The sequence below is a fragment of the Flavobacterium sp. NRK F10 genome, from assembly GCF_024054235.1.
Lineage (GTDB): Bacteria > Bacteroidota > Bacteroidia > Flavobacteriales > Flavobacteriaceae > Flavobacterium > Flavobacterium sediminis.
Map to the genome: position 1 here is coordinate 1,836,715 of NZ_JAMXLC010000001.1, position 14,280 is coordinate 1,850,994.

Consider the following 14,280-nt stretch of genomic DNA (forward strand, 5'->3'; position numbering starts at 1 on the left):
GTTTGCCCTTTTCTTTTATTAGCATATAGGAGAGGAGCATTTTAAACAAAAGAAAAAACTGTATCTTTGATAATATGAAGATTGAAACACAGTTAGAAAAAGTAGCAGCTATACAGCATCTGGAGCTTTTAGCAAATCAGGTTGTTGAAGGTTTTATTTCGGGAATGCACAAGTCACCGTTTCACGGTTTTTCCGCAGAATTTGCAGAGCATAAGATTTACAATCCCGGGGAAAGTACCAAATTTATCGACTGGAAGTTATTTGCTAAAACCGATAAGCTGTTTACGAAGCGATTTGAGGAAGAAACTAATTTACGTTGCCATATTATCATAGATAACTCTTCTTCGATGCATTATCCGGCTTTAGAGCGTTCAATGCCTTTCTATCGTAGCAAAATAGGTTTTTCGGTTTTGGCGGCAGCCAGTCTTATGAATTTACTAAAAAAACAACGTGATGCGGTAGGCTTAAGTATTTATTCTGATGAATATGAATATTATGCGCCGGAAAAAGGAAGTGAGCGCCATTATCGTATGTTGCTGCATCAGTTGGAACAACTTTTGGATAAAAACCCGGAGAATAAGAAAACAGATACGGTTACTTTTTTACATCAGATTGCTGAAAAAATACACCGTCGCTCTATGATTATTCTGTTTACAGATATGTTTCAGAATGAAGATGAAGATAAGATTTTTAAAGCGCTACAACATTTGAAACACAACAAGCATAAAATTGTGGTTTTCCATGTTTTTGATAAGGATAAAGAATTCTCGTTTCAATTTTCAGATGCACCTAAGAAATTTATAGATGTGGAAACAGGAGAATCCGTTCAGCTATTTGCTGAAAATGTAAAAGAGAGTTATCAAAAAGCAGTTGAAATGTACTTTCAGAAAATTAAAGAAAATTGTTTACAATATAAAATTCAGTATGTACCGGCAGCTGTGGGAGAAAATTTTGAAAAAATTTTAATATCCTATTTAATTGAAAAACAGAAGTTTGTTTAAAAGTGGTGAAAAAAAGTGATTTTTTTTTAGAAAAACATTTGCAGGAATCAAAAACCGTTGTATATTTGCAACCGCAATGAAGCACTGGTTTGGTAGTTCAGTTGGTTAGAATACATGCCTGTCACGCATGGGGTCGCGGGTTCGAGTCCCGTCCAGACCGCCAGAAAAAGAGGAAGCTCCGTGAACAACGGAGCTTTTTTGCCCTCTTACATTTTTAAAGATAGTTGTGTTGTTTAGGCACGAAAGTGCCAAAGGTTTAGTAGTTAGACCAATGAAAAGCTGTTCCGTTTACGGAAGGGCTTTTTTGTTTATATAGACTTCTCTATTGCATTTTTCACATCTTTTTTCTTAAAAAATCAATTGCTTAAATAATTAATTTAAAGTTTTAATTAACTAAATGTTATTTTTAGATTGTTTATTCGTTCGGATGACTTTTTATAGGATGGTTAAAAGAAGTCAGATTTTGCTTTAAGAATAGTAAAGTTTAAATTTGAAAGCCTAATAAGATGTCCGGAAAGGCATTCATTAGGCTCTAATGATTACAATTTTGATATTTAAGGTTGCTTCTTTATTTTCTTTGTACAACTTCCCAATCATAGTTGATCTTCCTTTTTAAATACACTTTTAGAGGCTCTAAACTGATTTTCTTTCGGCGTTGATCCACATACTCAGGTTCAAGAATAGGAAAGGGTTCAAGGCTTCGTTCTGCATTATAACGAAATTGCATTCCGTAAATTTGAGGTTGGTTGTCATTAACCAATATCCGATCCTGTATTTTGGCATATTCTACACAACTTCCTTCTCCGTCTAAGCAGGCTTTTTTTATTACAGGCAAGTATTTTTTTCGTATGCTATCACTTTCATGATGATTAATGACAAGAAGAGGAGCATCAGCTGCCAATTGACCTACATTAGAATATTTAGGCCATCCATACGTTTTAATTAGTTCTTCCATGTCCGTGTAGTTGTCCTGAGCTGTTTTTTGCTTCATATAAGCTAACGGATAATACCATTGCGGAATATAGCCTTGTTCTGAATAAAATTTTTTGGCTTGTTCAATGTAATAGTCCAGTACCTGATCTTTCATGATAATGTGGAGCAATTTTTTTGTGTATTCCGGCTGTTTAAGTTTGCCATTTACTTTTTGGAATTTTTCCATCTGTTGCGTTTCGATATTAAGCCAACGGGGATCTTGTGTCAGAGCGTACAAGTCGGTATCTGCCAATGCCCATAAAGAAGAATCATTTTGTAAAGCAATGTTTAAGTAATGATAAGCACTGTCTCTTTGAAAAGTTAAAGCATAGGCACATGCCAGATTATAAACGTTTTCCCGATTGTTTTGATCTTTTTTGTAAATTGTCTTATAAGCTATGATTGCTTGGTCTAATTCTCCTTTTTGTCGTAAACTATCGCCTTCAGAAATTGCAGTTTGTCCAAAACAGCTATGGCTGATCCATAGTAGGATTATTGTTTTTAGATACTTTTTCATGTCCTTATGCTTTGTTTTTCTTAGAATTAAAAAGACCTTTGAGTATTTTACAGATCATATACAAACTGATTCCCAATACAGGAGTGATTAAGGTATAAGAGATACCCTGGAACATTAAATTCGGAGCAATACCTCCGGATTTTCCAACAAAATAAAAGCTATGCATTAATCCCAGTAAAAGGGATAGGATGCCGGATATAAGGATCCAAAAGGCAGCATGGTCTATTTTAGAATTGTAATAAGAGATCAATTTTTGATCTTCAGGTTTTGTTTTTAATTTTTTAATGAAATGAAAGACCGCTATTGAACTGAAAATTAAAAAAACAATGATAAACTTCGGGTCTCCACTAGCAATAAATTCTGTAAATGGCATTCTCATAATAATTCTGTTTTTAAATTGAGTTCCAAAAATAAAAGCAGAGCTTACTTCTTTCTTTTTTTTGCGACGAATGAAGTTTTTGGGAAAGGTTTTGACTGTTTTTGCTCTCTTAAAGGTTGAAACGTTTGTTTGTGAACAGAATTACCTAAAAAAATGGTTGTTCATCTCCATTTTAGCTTGTCTGAGTATTGAATATCGTTTATGATGAGATTGGTTGAATTGAGGAAATAAGTTGAGATGTGGAAAAAAGCTGAAATTAAAGTTTCTTGATCACATAGGTTACAACTCCCCAAATAAGCAGTTCACTCTCTTTCGAAACTTCAATGGGAGCATAGGCTTCATTTTCTGGCAGAAGGATTACTTTGTCTTTGTCTTTTTTAATGCGTTTTACAGTGAATTCGCCATCAATGTAACAAATAGCAATAACATTATCACTGGCTTCCAAACTTCGGTCAATGATCAACAGGTCTCCGTCTTCTATTCCGGCATTGATCATAGAATTACCGCTTGCCCGGGCATAGAAAGTAGTTTCACTGTTCTTTACCAGGTATTGATCCAGACTGATGCGTTGCTCTTCAAAATCAGAAGCAGGTGAAGGAAATCCGGCTTTGATTCCTTCACTAATCATAACTACATTTTCAGGTTTAGAAAAATCGGGTTTAAAGAAATGGAGTTTTTTGTTTAACATTTTACAGTAAGGATCTCGTTTATTTTAGTGGTGTATTGATTGGACAAGTGATTTTGTTTCATCTTCCAGGTCCGTTTCAGGTCTTGTGAACCTAGTCGTATTTTACGCCCCCATTTTTTATTGCATGTATCAATAGTATGCATCAGATGTTGATGCTTAGGGTTTTCGTTTTCAAAAATGGAAAGTTGAACCTCTTCGCTTTTGACGATTTGAGTTACAATAACACCCGCTTTTTTATAAACGGAACCTTCCTCATAAAGGTCATTCAGCATTTTTAAAGCAATAGTATTAATTGTTAAGGTCGAATTTGACGCAAAAGGTAATGTATAGAATGAAGTATAGTTATACCTAGTGTTTTTTGGGTCATAGCTGTCTTTTCTCAGGTATAGAATAATACCGTTACACAAGGTGTTTTGCTTGCGAAGTTTTTCGGCACAAACAGAAGCAAAAGTTGTGATGCGTTCCTTTAGCTCCTTAAGATCACTGATGCTATGTTCAAAACTTCGGGTTATGGCAATTGACTTTTTTTCATTGGAGTCGTTTGATTCGATAGCGGGTGTGCCTTCCAGTTCCATTTTCAAACGAAGTCCGGTTATTCCCATTAATGTTTTGATGGTGTTTTCATGTTCGGGTAACGTAAAATCATAAGCTGTTTTAATATTTTTGGCTCTAAATTTTTTGCTCAACCGAAAACCAATTCCCCAAACATCTTCAATTGCCATCCATTTTAGTGTTTTTAGGCGTTTTTCTTCTGAATCTATTACGTGGACACCGTTAGTTCTTTCCGGAAATTTTTTAGCGATTCGGTTTGCGGCTTTGGCTAAGGTTTTGGTAGGTGCAATACCAACACAAACAGGAAGACTGAGGCATTTCTTGATATAGTTTTTTATATCCTGACCATAGCTATAGTAATGGTCAATTTTTACGGTTTTAAAATTTAAAAAGGCTTCGTCAATACTATAAACCTCTACGTCGGGCGTAAAGTGATGCAATAAATTCATAACCCGACTGCTCATATCCCCGTAAAGCGGGTAATTTGAAGAGAAAACCTTAACGTTGTGCTCTGCCAAAAGTTTTTTGAATTTGAATTCGGGTGCAGCCATAGGGATTCCCAATCGTTTTGCTTCTTCACTTCTCGAAATGATACAGCCATCATTGTTGCTCAATACCACAATCGGTTGGTTTTGGTATTGCGGTTGGAATATCCTTTCACAGGAAGCGTAAAAATTATTACAATCGACTAAGGCAAACATGTTTTTAGTAAATTAAAACCAAACGGATCTGTTGTTCCAAAATAAAGCGATGAATAACCCGAAATAAGCGATGCTTACTACAAATTTCATGAAAGTTCCTGCCAGAAAGCCTAAAAAAGAACCGGTAGCGGCCTTAAAAGCTCTGTTGACATTTTGTTTGTCAAATAAAAGTTCACCGGCTAATGCTCCAACGAACGGACCTATAATGAAACCGAAAGGAATAGGTAAAATCAACCCTAAGATCAATCCGATGTTGGTTCCCCAAATCCCGTATTTACTTCCTCCGAAGCGTTTCGTTCCTTGTGCCGGAATCACATAATCTAGGATAACAATAAGCACAGCAATGGCAAGTGTAATACCTAATATCCAGTAATTATTTTCTATTTTCGGGCTCAGATAAAGTAATAAAAGCCCGATCCAACTGATAGGTGGTCCGGGTAAAGCAGGTAATAAACTACCGGCAATTCCTATTAACATACAACAAAATCCGACGATTAGGAGAAAGTATTCCATTAATATTATTATTTTTGACAGTCTTAACAGTAACAAAGTTAGTGCATAAATGAACAAAATTCTAATTTTATTTTTAGTGATGCTTTTAACTTCCTGCCAACTTTTTGATAAAAAAGTGCCGGATGAAAAAGAGTTGTTGCAGCAGGAATTGCAAAAAATAAATTGGAATCAAGTCGATCAATACCCTTCCGTAGCTTCGTGTGATACTATTTTAGACAAAGAAACTCAAAAACAATGTTTGTTTGATTTTCTTATCGAAACGATCCAGAATCGAATAGGTATTGATACAATTCATATTTTATACCCTGAACTGGATACGATTTCGGTTAAGGTAACCATAAACCCCGATGCTACCTTACAATTTCAGACAGAGATACCACAGGATTCAATTTCTTATGATATTAAGGTTATTGACAGTATTTTGCAAAACCGACTTTCTGACTTCCCGACTGTTGAGCCGGCAATCAAACAAGGAATAAAAGTAAAATCTCAATTTGTACTTCCGGTAATCTTAAATGTGACAGAGTAGTTATTTTTGGAATACTCTTCCTTTCCATTGGTAGGATCCTAACAAACTGTAAACAGCAACGGCAAAATTAAAGAACGGATGCAACAGAGAAGTCAGCAACAGTCCGTTTAATCCGGAATGAAAATGTCGGGCGGAAAGTATTAACAGTACCAGATCGACTAAAAATTTCACGCCAAAAAAAAGCATAAAATAATTCTGATCCATAAAACCGGAAAGCCATAAAATTAAAGCAGAAAGTAAGGCTAAATGAGTCAGGAAGACTACTAAAGCTAAAAATTTTCCGAATTTTGACGAATAGCCCGGACTCTTAGCGGCCCATCGGACTCTCTGATAAAACAAAGCTTTCCACGAGTCTAAACTTTGGGTAGCAACAATGCTGTTTTCGTGCATACAGAAACCCACTTTCTTTTTGTCTTTTTTTACCGCTTTTTGTAATAAAAACACATCATCCCCGCTAGCGATATTTTCATTGCCTTCAAAACCGTTCAGGTCAAAGAAAAAATCTTTTTTGTAGGCAAAATTGGCACCATTACACATAAACGGACCAAATACGCCGAAACTACCGATAGTAGCTCCTTGCAAACTTAGCAGATCTAAATTCTGAAAAGCATGTAAAAAGCCCTTTTTAGGAATATAACAAACTCCGGCAGCAATCATTTTTCTATCGGTTTGCTGAATGTAATTGTCATAAACCTTCAACCAGTTAAAATGAACAACACAATCAGCATCCGTAGTAATGATCCATTCGTATTTAGCAGATGTAATAGCTGTATTAATAGCATCTTTCTTAGGTGAAAGTGTTTTGCGTTTACTCGGAATGATCTTCAGGTCAATAGTTGTTGGCGGAAGTATAAAATTATCATCAGAAGCATCGTCAACTAAAAGAACTTCAAACTGATCTTTAGGATAATCTAACGCTTCGAGAGAGGCTAAGAGCAAAGGTAAATTTTGAGCCTCATTACGGAAAGGAACTACAATGCTGAAACGGGTTTGAGGAATGGCATTGTGAAAGTGAATAGGCTTCATCTTAGTGAATCCTAAAATCAAGACACTTATGCTTACTACATAAATGCCTAAAACAATAAATAAAAGTATCATACTTGTTTCGGTTTGGGTTTGAACCGTAAAACAAAATAGCTTCCCCAGATAACCGGAAAAACTAAGTTAAAAATCCACATCAGCAAAGTTACGGAAATAATTTTCTCACTTTCGATATTTAAAGCATTAAAAAGGTAAATAGCAACACTTCCCTTTACAGCAACATCCATAAGGTGAATACTCGGGATGATCGATGCCAAGAAATACATGGAAAATATAGTGATTAGTGCTGTTGGATAATCAAATTTGGTATGAAAAATAAAAAGACAAAAGAAAAACTGATGTGAAAAAACAAGATAACGCAACAAAGAAAAAATAAAAGTTTTTAGTCGGATTTCAGAGGGAAGAGCTTTGAATTTCTGAAGTAATTTTTCAATCGAAAAACCGTAAATTTCCATTTTCCGTCCATAAATAAAGAAAAGAACCAAAAGTACAATGGAGACCAATAAAATAATAAGGTTATTGATCTTGAACGAAAATTGAAAGATCGGGTTGTTCTTATCGTGTAAGAAGAATAAAAAAAGCAAACCGATGATTCCAAACAAGGTAGTAACCAGCATTTGACTACTGTTATGGATAAAGTTCAGAAAGACAATTTTTTTGACCTTTTCTTTTGGAAAATACAAGGCTTTTGCACCATATTCTCCGATTCGGTTAGGGGTAAATACAGAAGCAGTAAGTGAACCCAAAGTCTGATAGACTGATTCTTTAAAAGAAATCGTTTTAAAACTGCTTACTAAGGTTTTCCATTTTAGAATTTCTAAGGACCAATTGGCTAAAGAAAAAAGGAAAAGGATAGCAATTGCAGGAACGTTTAAAAAGTGAATCAACTGTTTTAGGGTGATTTCTTTTTCAGCTTGCAATCTGTTGTAAATGTAAAAAAAAGCCAGACTCACAAGCAAAACTTTGGCGAGAACTAACAAGAATTGTTTAGCTTTGTGAGAAATAACAATCATGTTGCAAAGTAACATAAAACTTTGAACATGAAACCTTAAACGCAAAACAAAACTTTTGGCAAACGAACGAATCATATTAGGGATCGATCCGGGAACAACTATTATGGGTTTCGGACTCATTAAAGTAGTCAATAAAAAAATGGAATTTGTCCAGTTAAACGAATTACAATTGGGTAAATTAGACGACCATTACGTAAAACTGAAACGTATCTTTGAGCGCACTATAGAGCTGATCGATACCTATCACCCGGATGAAATTGCTATTGAAGCGCCTTTCTTTGGTAAAAATGTGCAATCGATGTTAAAACTGGGAAGAGCACAAGGAGTTGCTATGGCAGCCGGTTTATCGCGTCAGATTCCTATTACCGAATACGAACCTAAGAAAATTAAAATGGCCATAACCGGAAACGGTAATGCCAGTAAAGAACAAGTTGCTAAAATGCTACAGCAATTATTAGGACTAAAAACGTTGCCTAAGAACTTAGATTCAACTGATGGTTTAGCAGCAGCAGTTTGTCATTTTTTTAATTCAGGTAAAACCCAAGTAGGAAAAAGTTATTCCGGTTGGGATGCTTTTGTGAAGCAAAATGAGAATCGTATTAATAAATAATTTACTTAAAAAAACATGAAAAAACACTACATTTTTTGTCTTTCGCTAATTTTTACACTTATCGCATGCAGTCCATCATCTAATTCTAATAGTAATCAACAAAATAGTTTTGGTTATTTTGATATGATTTACAACGGTAATATGTTGCAATATTCAGAATGGAGTGCAGAAAAAGATGGGAGCTATTACAGAGTATATGCTTCAAAATATGAGAATAATTCAGAAAGGAACGATATATCTATTTTGTTTCATGAAGACGGAACTTTAATAGATATTCAAGCTTATGATAGAGATATTCTTAATTATTATAGCGCACCTTTTTTTATTGATAATTATTTAGACTTTTCAATAGTTGATATTAATGCTAGCGATAATACTTTGAAAATTCAATTCAATGGTGATTTATCTTTCAATCGATATGTTTCTGTTGGGTCAGGGAGTGTGACAGTTAATAGTTCTGTATATGCTGAATTTCAAAATATAAGTCCTAATTTGCCAAGTATTGCAAGTTTTGGAACAACGGCAACAATAAATGGGAATAGTTGGAGAGGACTTGGTAGGAGAGATGAGACACCAGACTATTATTATACAGAAATTCAGGGTGATGACCAATATGTTATTTACCTGCATGTGCCCAAAAACCAAACATTAAGTACAGGGACGTTTAATTTTACAAATTCAAATATGGGAGTTGAATCTCCATACGTTATTTTTCTTTATAAGTACAATGAAGATTTAGGTGAAAATTACGATAATATGGATTACAATTCATCTGGTACAATGACCATATCAGAAGTTGGCGTAAATTATATAAAGGGAACTTTTTCATTTACTAGTGTTGACCCAAACACAGGAGATACAGTAACAGTAACTAATGGAGTTTTTTCAGAGCGTTATAGATAAGGTATTCTTATTCTTTCTTTTTGTAAGCCAGCGAGCGTTTAGTTTTAATGACAATTTAATTTGAGATTTCTTTACTATTATGTCAGGCATCTACATTCATATCCCTTTTTGCAAACAGGCTTGCTATTATTGCGATTTCCATTTTTCAATTTTATAAAAAAAGCGAGAATAAAACTTCTCGCTTTTTAAATTTTTATTATTCTTCGTACTGATAACGGAATGTCCCATCAGTTACATTATAATTAATTATAGGATTTGATTCTTGTACATTGTCGGAAGTTGTGAACTGAAAAGTTCCTTTTACAATTTTTGTAGTAGTGTTCACTTCTGTAATAATAATCGTTCCAGCAACTGTACTTTCAAATTCATCATTACTATTGTCTATTAAATCGATAAAGTGCGAAGGAGGTGTGTTGTAAGTTTCAGTGCCAATAGTGTAAGTTCCAATCGTTATATCTGATCTTTTTAGCCAAATATTGATTTCTGGATTTCCATAAATACCACCTTGTCTTCCTTGTATCATTACAAAATCTTCTTCCGGGAAATAATTCCAGATATTTGTTGAAGAAAACATATTGTTACCGAAAGGGTTATTCGCTTCAAACGTTACTCCATTAATTTTTGCCGTCATAGCATATTGCGATTGGGGATCCGTAGAAGAGTTGTTCCCGTCGTCAGAAGAACATGATAAAATCAGAAAAGGTAGGATGTAGAGTAATTTTTTCATAAAAATATTTTTAAATTTTTGCAAAAGTAAAAAAAGAGCTATTAGCATAAAAATATTTTTTTATTACAATGATAATTAAATTTGAAATACATTTGTTATTATGTCAGGCATCTACATTCATATCCCTTTTTGCAAACAGGCTTGCCATTATTGCGATTTCCATTTTTCTACATCCTTGAAGAAAAAAGAGGAAATGGTTTTGGCTTTAGCCAAAGAAATCCAAATGCGAAAAAATGAACCGGGAAATGAAAAAGTAGAAACTATTTATTTTGGTGGCGGGACGCCAAGCATACTTTCTGTTGCAGAAATTCAGTTTCTGATTGATACAGTATATGAAAATTTCGAAGTAGTTGAAAACCCTGAAATTACGTTAGAGGCTAATCCTGATGATTTGAGCTTTCAATCCGATGGGGGAAACGTAAGTTCAGCAAAGCATCCCATAAAGGATCTAAAAGAAATAGGGATTAATCGCCTTTCTATCGGAATCCAGTCTTTTTTTGAAGAAGACTTAAAACTGATGAATCGGGCACATAATGCTGAAGAAGCTAAAAAATGTCTGGAAACTGCTACCCAATATTTTGATAATATTACAATCGATTTGATTTATGGTATTCCGGGGATGACAAATGAGCGTTGGCTGGAAAATATTGAAACCGCTTTGTCTTTCGGGATCCCTCATATTTCGAGTTATGCCTTAACGGTAGAGCCTAAAACAGCTTTAGATTCCTTTATCAAAAAAGGAACAATTCAAGCTCCTAAAGAAGAGGTAGCTAACGAGCACTTTCATTTGCTGGTCAATCGACTGCAAGAAGCCGGATTTATACATTATGAACTGTCGAATTTTGGAAAACCGAATTATTTTTCCAAAAATAATTCAGCTTATTGGTTAGGTAAAAAATATATCGGTATCGGCCCGTCAGCACATAGTTATGACGGAAGAAACAGAAGTTGGAATCTTGCCAATAATACACTTTATATCAAGTCCATTCAGGAAAATAAACGACCTTCTGAGGCGGAAACACTTTCAACAATTGACCGTTATAACGAATATATTATGACTGGACTACGGACCATTTGGGGCGTTTCATTGGAACGAGTAGAGCGTGAATTCGGAACAAAATTTTCAGAGTACCTTAACCGGCAAAGTCAGAAATTCATTGAGCAGGGATATTTAGAGATCGTCATTCCCGACGAGGCGGGGAAGATTTTAAAAACGACCCCAAAAGGTAAATTTCTGACAGACGGGATAGCGAGTGATTTGTTTTTGCTAAATTTGGAATAAAAATAATTCCAATTGAAAGCAGTCTTAGAGTATAAAGATCAAAATTTTACAGTTGATTTATCAAAACCGATAGATATTTCGTTACCTGTAACGAATGATGATAAAAATCCTATTGCCTGGTACCAGAAAGAGCCGGAAATAGAACCCGTTAAAATGGGTGATTGGATAGGGAAAGTTTCCGAAGGAAAATCGTCAACTAATTTCAATAATATTTTCTTTAATCCGCATGCGCACGGAACACATACAGAATGTTTAGGTCATATAACCAATGATTTTTATAGTGTTAATCAGTCCTTACAACAGTTTTTCTTTCTGGCAGAACTGATTTCAGTTGAGCCGATTTCTGTAGGTGAAGATTTAGTGATAACGAAAGAACAGATAGAATCTTCTATTGTCACTCCGGGCGGAGTCGAGAAGTCGCTTCATCAAATTGAAGCTCTAATCATCAGAACGTTGCCTAATTTAGCAGAGAAAAGACATAAAAACTATTCTAATTCAAATCCACCTTATTTGTCAGAGAAAGCCGCGGCTTACATTAGAGAAATGAATATCAAACATTTATTGATTGATTTACCAAGTGTAGATAAGGAGCATGATGAAGGAAAGTTATTGGCGCATAAAGCTTTTTGGAATGTAACAGACGTACATCATTTGAATAACGATGCCCGATTAGATTGTACCATTACTGAAATGATTTTCGTTGATAATACAATTAAAGACGGAATCTATTTACTCAATTTACAAATTGCTTCATTTGAAAATGATGCCAGTCCCGGAAAACCGATTTTGTATAAAATTGAGTAACAATAGGATGAGGTAAAAGACTAATAATCAAAAATTAATGGATGAAAAGGATCTTACAACTTGAAGAGTTAGCCTTGTTTATAGCGGGATTTATAGCCTTTTATCAACTTAATGTTCCTGTTTGGTGGTTCTTTGTGTTGATACTAGTACCTGATGTCGGAATGATAGGTTATAGTATAAACAATAAAACAGGAGCATTTGTATATAATGTTTTTCATCATAAAGGATTGGCATTAGGAATTTATGGATTGGGACTATATTTTCATTCAGAAATAGTACAGATTATTGGAATTATCTTGTTTTCCCATGCTTCAATGGATCGAGTTTTCGGGTATGGGTTGAAATATATAAAAGGTTTTAAATTTACACATTTAGATAATATAGGAAAGTAATGAATATTCAGCAATTATATGAGTTGTGTTTGTCAAAGAAAGGGGTAACCGAGCATTTCCCTTTTGATGAGGATACCTTAGTCTTCAAGGTAGGAGGAAAAATGTTCTGTTTAACATCGTTAGCCGGTTGGGAAAACGGGAAACCATCCCTGAATTTAAAATGCGATCCTGAAGAGGCTTTAGAATTGAGAGCTCGTTATCAGGGGGTTCAGCCCGGATATCACATGAGTAAAAAACATTGGAATACGGTTTCGGTAAATCAAGATGTTGAGGATAAGGAAGTTGTAAAAATGTTGTGGCATTCGTACGATTTGGTTTTTTCGAGTTTGTCTAAAAAGTTGCAAACTGAAATTTCTCAATAAAACCGAGCTTTTTTTTGTAACAATTGTAACAGTAGGGATTGATATAAAGGCCTAACTTTAAATAACAAAACTAAAAAACATTGACATCATGACAACTACTGTAGTAATAGGAGGGAACTTTGCCGGAATGACAGCAGCCCTCGAGATTAAACGAAAAGGGAAAGAAGCTCACAAAGTCATTTTGATAGATAAATCACCATTATTTTTATTTATCCCTTCTCTTATCTGGGTGCCATTCGGAAGAAGAGAAATTAAGGATATTTCTTTTAGAAAAGATGGAATTCTTCAAAAAAAAGGAGTTGATTTTATAAATGCAGAGGCATTAAAAGTCGATCCGAAAACACAAGTGGTTTATACTGATAAAGGGGAATTCAAATATGACCATTTGGTTATTGCGACAGGACCGAAAGTAAAATATGATGTAGCTCCCGGTGTAGCCGAGCATGCTTATTATGTAGGAACGCCAAACGGAGCAATGAAAATCCGTAAAGCATTAGAAGAATTTAAAAAAGATCCCGGACCAATTGTTGTCGGGGCGACCCAAAATGCAGGATGTATGGGGGCAGCTTACGAATTCTTATTCAATATTGAAAAATGGCTTAGAGATCAAAAAATCCGTAAAAAAGTGGATTTATATTGGATTACTCCGGAAGATTATTTAGGACACTTCGGAATTGACGGAATGCCTTTAGCAGAATCCATGTTAACCGGCTTTATGAAAATGTTCAATATTCATTTCAGAACGCAGGTAGGTGTTAAAGAGATGGAAAAAGACAAAGTAATTTTAACTAACGGAGAAGTGTTATCAAGTAAATTTACAATGTTGATGCCACCGTTTATAGGAGTGGATTTTGTGACCAATTCTCCGGAACTTCATGCAAATGCTGCCGGGTATGTCCCAGCAGGAGATGATTACAGACATCCGGATTATCCTAATATCTGGACTGCAGGAATTGCTGTAAATGTTCCGTTGCCTTTTACACCTAAAACAGTTCCTTTTGCAGCTCCGAAAACCGGTTATCCTTCTGATGAAACCGGAAAAGTTGTAGCCGAAAATATTATTCGGGTGACGAAAGGAGAAACCAAGTTAAAAGAAAAACCTTGGGGTAAAATTCCGGGCTTGTGTATTATGGATGCCGGAAAAAAAGAAGTAATTATCGTATCAGATAAACTTTTTAAACCAAGAAGTTTTGCTATTATGATTCCAAATGTGATTTATGATTTTAATAAAGTATTATTTGAAAAATACTTTTTATGGAAAACCAAAAACGGGTATTCTTTTTTACCATAATTA

General features: G+C 34.7%; 17 protein-coding genes and 1 tRNA gene. 10 read left to right on the forward strand and 8 right to left on the reverse strand.

The window, feature by feature from the left end; translation table 11 throughout:
- Positions 1-74: 74 nt before the first annotated feature.
- Positions 75-1,001, forward strand: a complete 927-nt coding sequence (locus NHF50_RS08360) for a DUF58 domain-containing protein (protein ID WP_252775750.1) — start codon at positions 75-77, stop codon at positions 999-1,001.
- An 86-nt stretch (positions 1,002-1,087) separates the two neighbouring features.
- Positions 1,088-1,164 (forward strand) — tRNA-Asp (locus NHF50_RS08365).
- Between the two features lie 405 nt (positions 1,165-1,569).
- Here NHF50_RS08365 and NHF50_RS08370 read toward each other — a convergent pair.
- The 5 genes from NHF50_RS08370 to NHF50_RS08390 form a co-directional block, all read right to left on the reverse strand.
- Positions 1,570-2,490 (reverse strand): DUF6624 domain-containing protein, encoded by a 921-nt coding sequence (locus NHF50_RS08370; RefSeq protein WP_252775752.1) that lies wholly within the window; start codon positions 2,488-2,490, stop codon positions 1,570-1,572.
- Between the two features lie 4 nt (positions 2,491-2,494).
- A complete protein-coding gene (locus tag NHF50_RS08375; RefSeq protein WP_146193411.1) occupies positions 2,495-2,869 on the reverse strand; it encodes a hypothetical protein in 375 nt (124 codons plus the stop codon).
- A gap of 256 nt (positions 2,870-3,125) precedes the next feature.
- A complete protein-coding gene (locus tag NHF50_RS08380; protein WP_252775754.1) occupies positions 3,126-3,557 on the reverse strand; it encodes a LexA family transcriptional regulator in 432 nt (143 codons plus the stop codon).
- Entirely contained in the window at positions 3,551-4,810 is a 1,260-nt protein-coding gene (locus tag NHF50_RS08385) for a Y-family DNA polymerase (protein WP_252775756.1), read from the reverse strand. Before NHF50_RS08385 ends, NHF50_RS08380 begins: the two co-directional genes overlap by 7 nt.
- 12 nt (positions 4,811-4,822) lie before the next feature.
- A complete protein-coding gene (locus tag NHF50_RS08390) occupies positions 4,823-5,323 on the reverse strand; it encodes a DUF456 domain-containing protein (RefSeq protein ID WP_109569279.1) in 501 nt (166 codons plus the stop codon).
- Between the two features lie 49 nt (positions 5,324-5,372).
- Here NHF50_RS08390 and NHF50_RS08395 point away from each other — a divergent pair, with 49 nt between their 5' ends.
- Entirely contained in the window at positions 5,373-5,852 is a 480-nt protein-coding gene (locus tag NHF50_RS08395) for a hypothetical protein (RefSeq protein WP_109569280.1), read from the forward strand.
- Here the strand turns inward: NHF50_RS08395 and NHF50_RS08400 are convergent, their stop codons facing one another.
- Both NHF50_RS08400 and NHF50_RS08405 read right to left on the reverse strand, forming a co-directional pair.
- Entirely contained in the window at positions 5,853-6,950 is a 1,098-nt protein-coding gene (locus tag NHF50_RS08400) for a glycosyltransferase (RefSeq protein ID WP_109569281.1), read from the reverse strand.
- A complete protein-coding gene (locus tag NHF50_RS08405) occupies positions 6,947-7,906 on the reverse strand; it encodes a lysylphosphatidylglycerol synthase domain-containing protein (protein ID WP_252775758.1) in 960 nt (319 codons plus the stop codon). Before NHF50_RS08405 ends, NHF50_RS08400 begins: the two co-directional genes overlap by 4 nt.
- Positions 7,907-7,961: 55 nt before the next feature.
- Here NHF50_RS08405 and ruvC point away from each other — a divergent pair, with 55 nt between their 5' ends.
- Positions 7,962-8,516, forward strand: a complete 555-nt coding sequence (ruvC, locus tag NHF50_RS08410; protein ID WP_252775760.1) for a crossover junction endodeoxyribonuclease RuvC — start codon at positions 7,962-7,964, stop codon at positions 8,514-8,516.
- A 15-nt stretch (positions 8,517-8,531) separates the two neighbouring features.
- Positions 8,532-9,419, forward strand: a complete 888-nt coding sequence (locus NHF50_RS08415; protein WP_252775762.1) for a DUF6252 family protein — start codon at positions 8,532-8,534, stop codon at positions 9,417-9,419.
- Between the two features lie 196 nt (positions 9,420-9,615).
- On the opposite strand, the gene NHF50_RS08420 is transcribed toward NHF50_RS08415, so the two are convergent.
- A complete protein-coding gene (locus NHF50_RS08420) occupies positions 9,616-10,146 on the reverse strand; it encodes a DUF6252 family protein (RefSeq protein ID WP_252775764.1) in 531 nt (176 codons plus the stop codon).
- Between the two features lie 100 nt (positions 10,147-10,246).
- Here NHF50_RS08420 and hemW point away from each other — a divergent pair, with 100 nt between their 5' ends.
- The 5 genes from hemW to NHF50_RS08445 all read left to right on the forward strand — a co-directional run bounded on the left by hemW (position 10,247) and on the right by NHF50_RS08445 (position 14,277).
- Positions 10,247-11,428 (forward strand): radical SAM family heme chaperone HemW, encoded by a 1,182-nt coding sequence (gene hemW, locus NHF50_RS08425; protein ID WP_252775767.1) that lies wholly within the window; start codon positions 10,247-10,249, stop codon positions 11,426-11,428.
- A gap of 12 nt (positions 11,429-11,440) precedes the next feature.
- Positions 11,441-12,232 carry a cyclase family protein gene (locus tag NHF50_RS08430; RefSeq protein WP_252775770.1) on the forward strand — a complete coding sequence of 264 codons (792 nt, stop codon included), beginning with the start codon at positions 11,441-11,443 and terminating at the stop codon, positions 12,230-12,232.
- A gap of 41 nt (positions 12,233-12,273) precedes the next feature.
- Positions 12,274-12,624, forward strand: a complete 351-nt coding sequence (locus tag NHF50_RS08435) for a DUF4260 domain-containing protein (RefSeq protein ID WP_109569286.1) — start codon at positions 12,274-12,276, stop codon at positions 12,622-12,624.
- Complete coding sequence (locus tag NHF50_RS08440; RefSeq protein ID WP_109569287.1) at positions 12,624-12,986, forward strand: MmcQ/YjbR family DNA-binding protein; 363 nt, start codon at positions 12,624-12,626, stop codon at positions 12,984-12,986. Before NHF50_RS08435 ends, NHF50_RS08440 begins: the two co-directional genes overlap by 1 nt.
- A gap of 88 nt (positions 12,987-13,074) precedes the next feature.
- Positions 13,075-14,277, forward strand: a complete 1,203-nt coding sequence (locus NHF50_RS08445) for an NAD(P)/FAD-dependent oxidoreductase (protein WP_252775772.1) — start codon at positions 13,075-13,077, stop codon at positions 14,275-14,277.
- Positions 14,278-14,280 lie beyond the last annotated feature (3 nt).

Bases quoted from the DNA above. Each gene is read 5' to 3' on its own strand.
- NHF50_RS08360 (WP_252775750.1), top strand. From the start codon at position 75: ATGAAGATTGAAACACAGTTAGAAAAAGTAGCAGCTATACAGCATCTG.
- hemW (WP_252775767.1), top strand. From the start codon at position 10,247: ATGTCAGGCATCTACATTCATATCCCTTTTTGCAAACAGGCTTGCCAT.
- NHF50_RS08385 (WP_252775756.1), bottom strand. From the start codon at position 4,810: ATGTTTGCCTTAGTCGATTGTAATAATTTTTACGCTTCCTGTGAAAGG.
- NHF50_RS08380 (WP_252775754.1), bottom strand. From the start codon at position 3,557: ATGTTAAACAAAAAACTCCATTTCTTTAAACCCGATTTTTCTAAACCT.
- NHF50_RS08435 (WP_109569286.1), top strand. From the start codon at position 12,274: ATGAAAAGGATCTTACAACTTGAAGAGTTAGCCTTGTTTATAGCGGGA.
- NHF50_RS08400 (WP_109569281.1), bottom strand. From the start codon at position 6,950: ATGATACTTTTATTTATTGTTTTAGGCATTTATGTAGTAAGCATAAGT.
- NHF50_RS08415 (WP_252775762.1), top strand. From the start codon at position 8,532: ATGAAAAAACACTACATTTTTTGTCTTTCGCTAATTTTTACACTTATC.
- NHF50_RS08395 (WP_109569280.1), top strand. From the start codon at position 5,373: ATGAACAAAATTCTAATTTTATTTTTAGTGATGCTTTTAACTTCCTGC.
- NHF50_RS08370 (WP_252775752.1), bottom strand. From the start codon at position 2,490: ATGAAAAAGTATCTAAAAACAATAATCCTACTATGGATCAGCCATAGC.
- NHF50_RS08445 (WP_252775772.1), top strand. From the start codon at position 13,075: ATGACAACTACTGTAGTAATAGGAGGGAACTTTGCCGGAATGACAGCA.
- NHF50_RS08420 (WP_252775764.1), bottom strand. From the start codon at position 10,146: ATGAAAAAATTACTCTACATCCTACCTTTTCTGATTTTATCATGTTCT.
- NHF50_RS08375 (WP_146193411.1), bottom strand. From the start codon at position 2,869: ATGAGAATGCCATTTACAGAATTTATTGCTAGTGGAGACCCGAAGTTT.
- NHF50_RS08405 (WP_252775758.1), bottom strand. From the start codon at position 7,906: ATGATTGTTATTTCTCACAAAGCTAAACAATTCTTGTTAGTTCTCGCC.
- NHF50_RS08440 (WP_109569287.1), top strand. From the start codon at position 12,624: ATGAATATTCAGCAATTATATGAGTTGTGTTTGTCAAAGAAAGGGGTA.
- NHF50_RS08390 (WP_109569279.1), bottom strand. From the start codon at position 5,323: ATGGAATACTTTCTCCTAATCGTCGGATTTTGTTGTATGTTAATAGGA.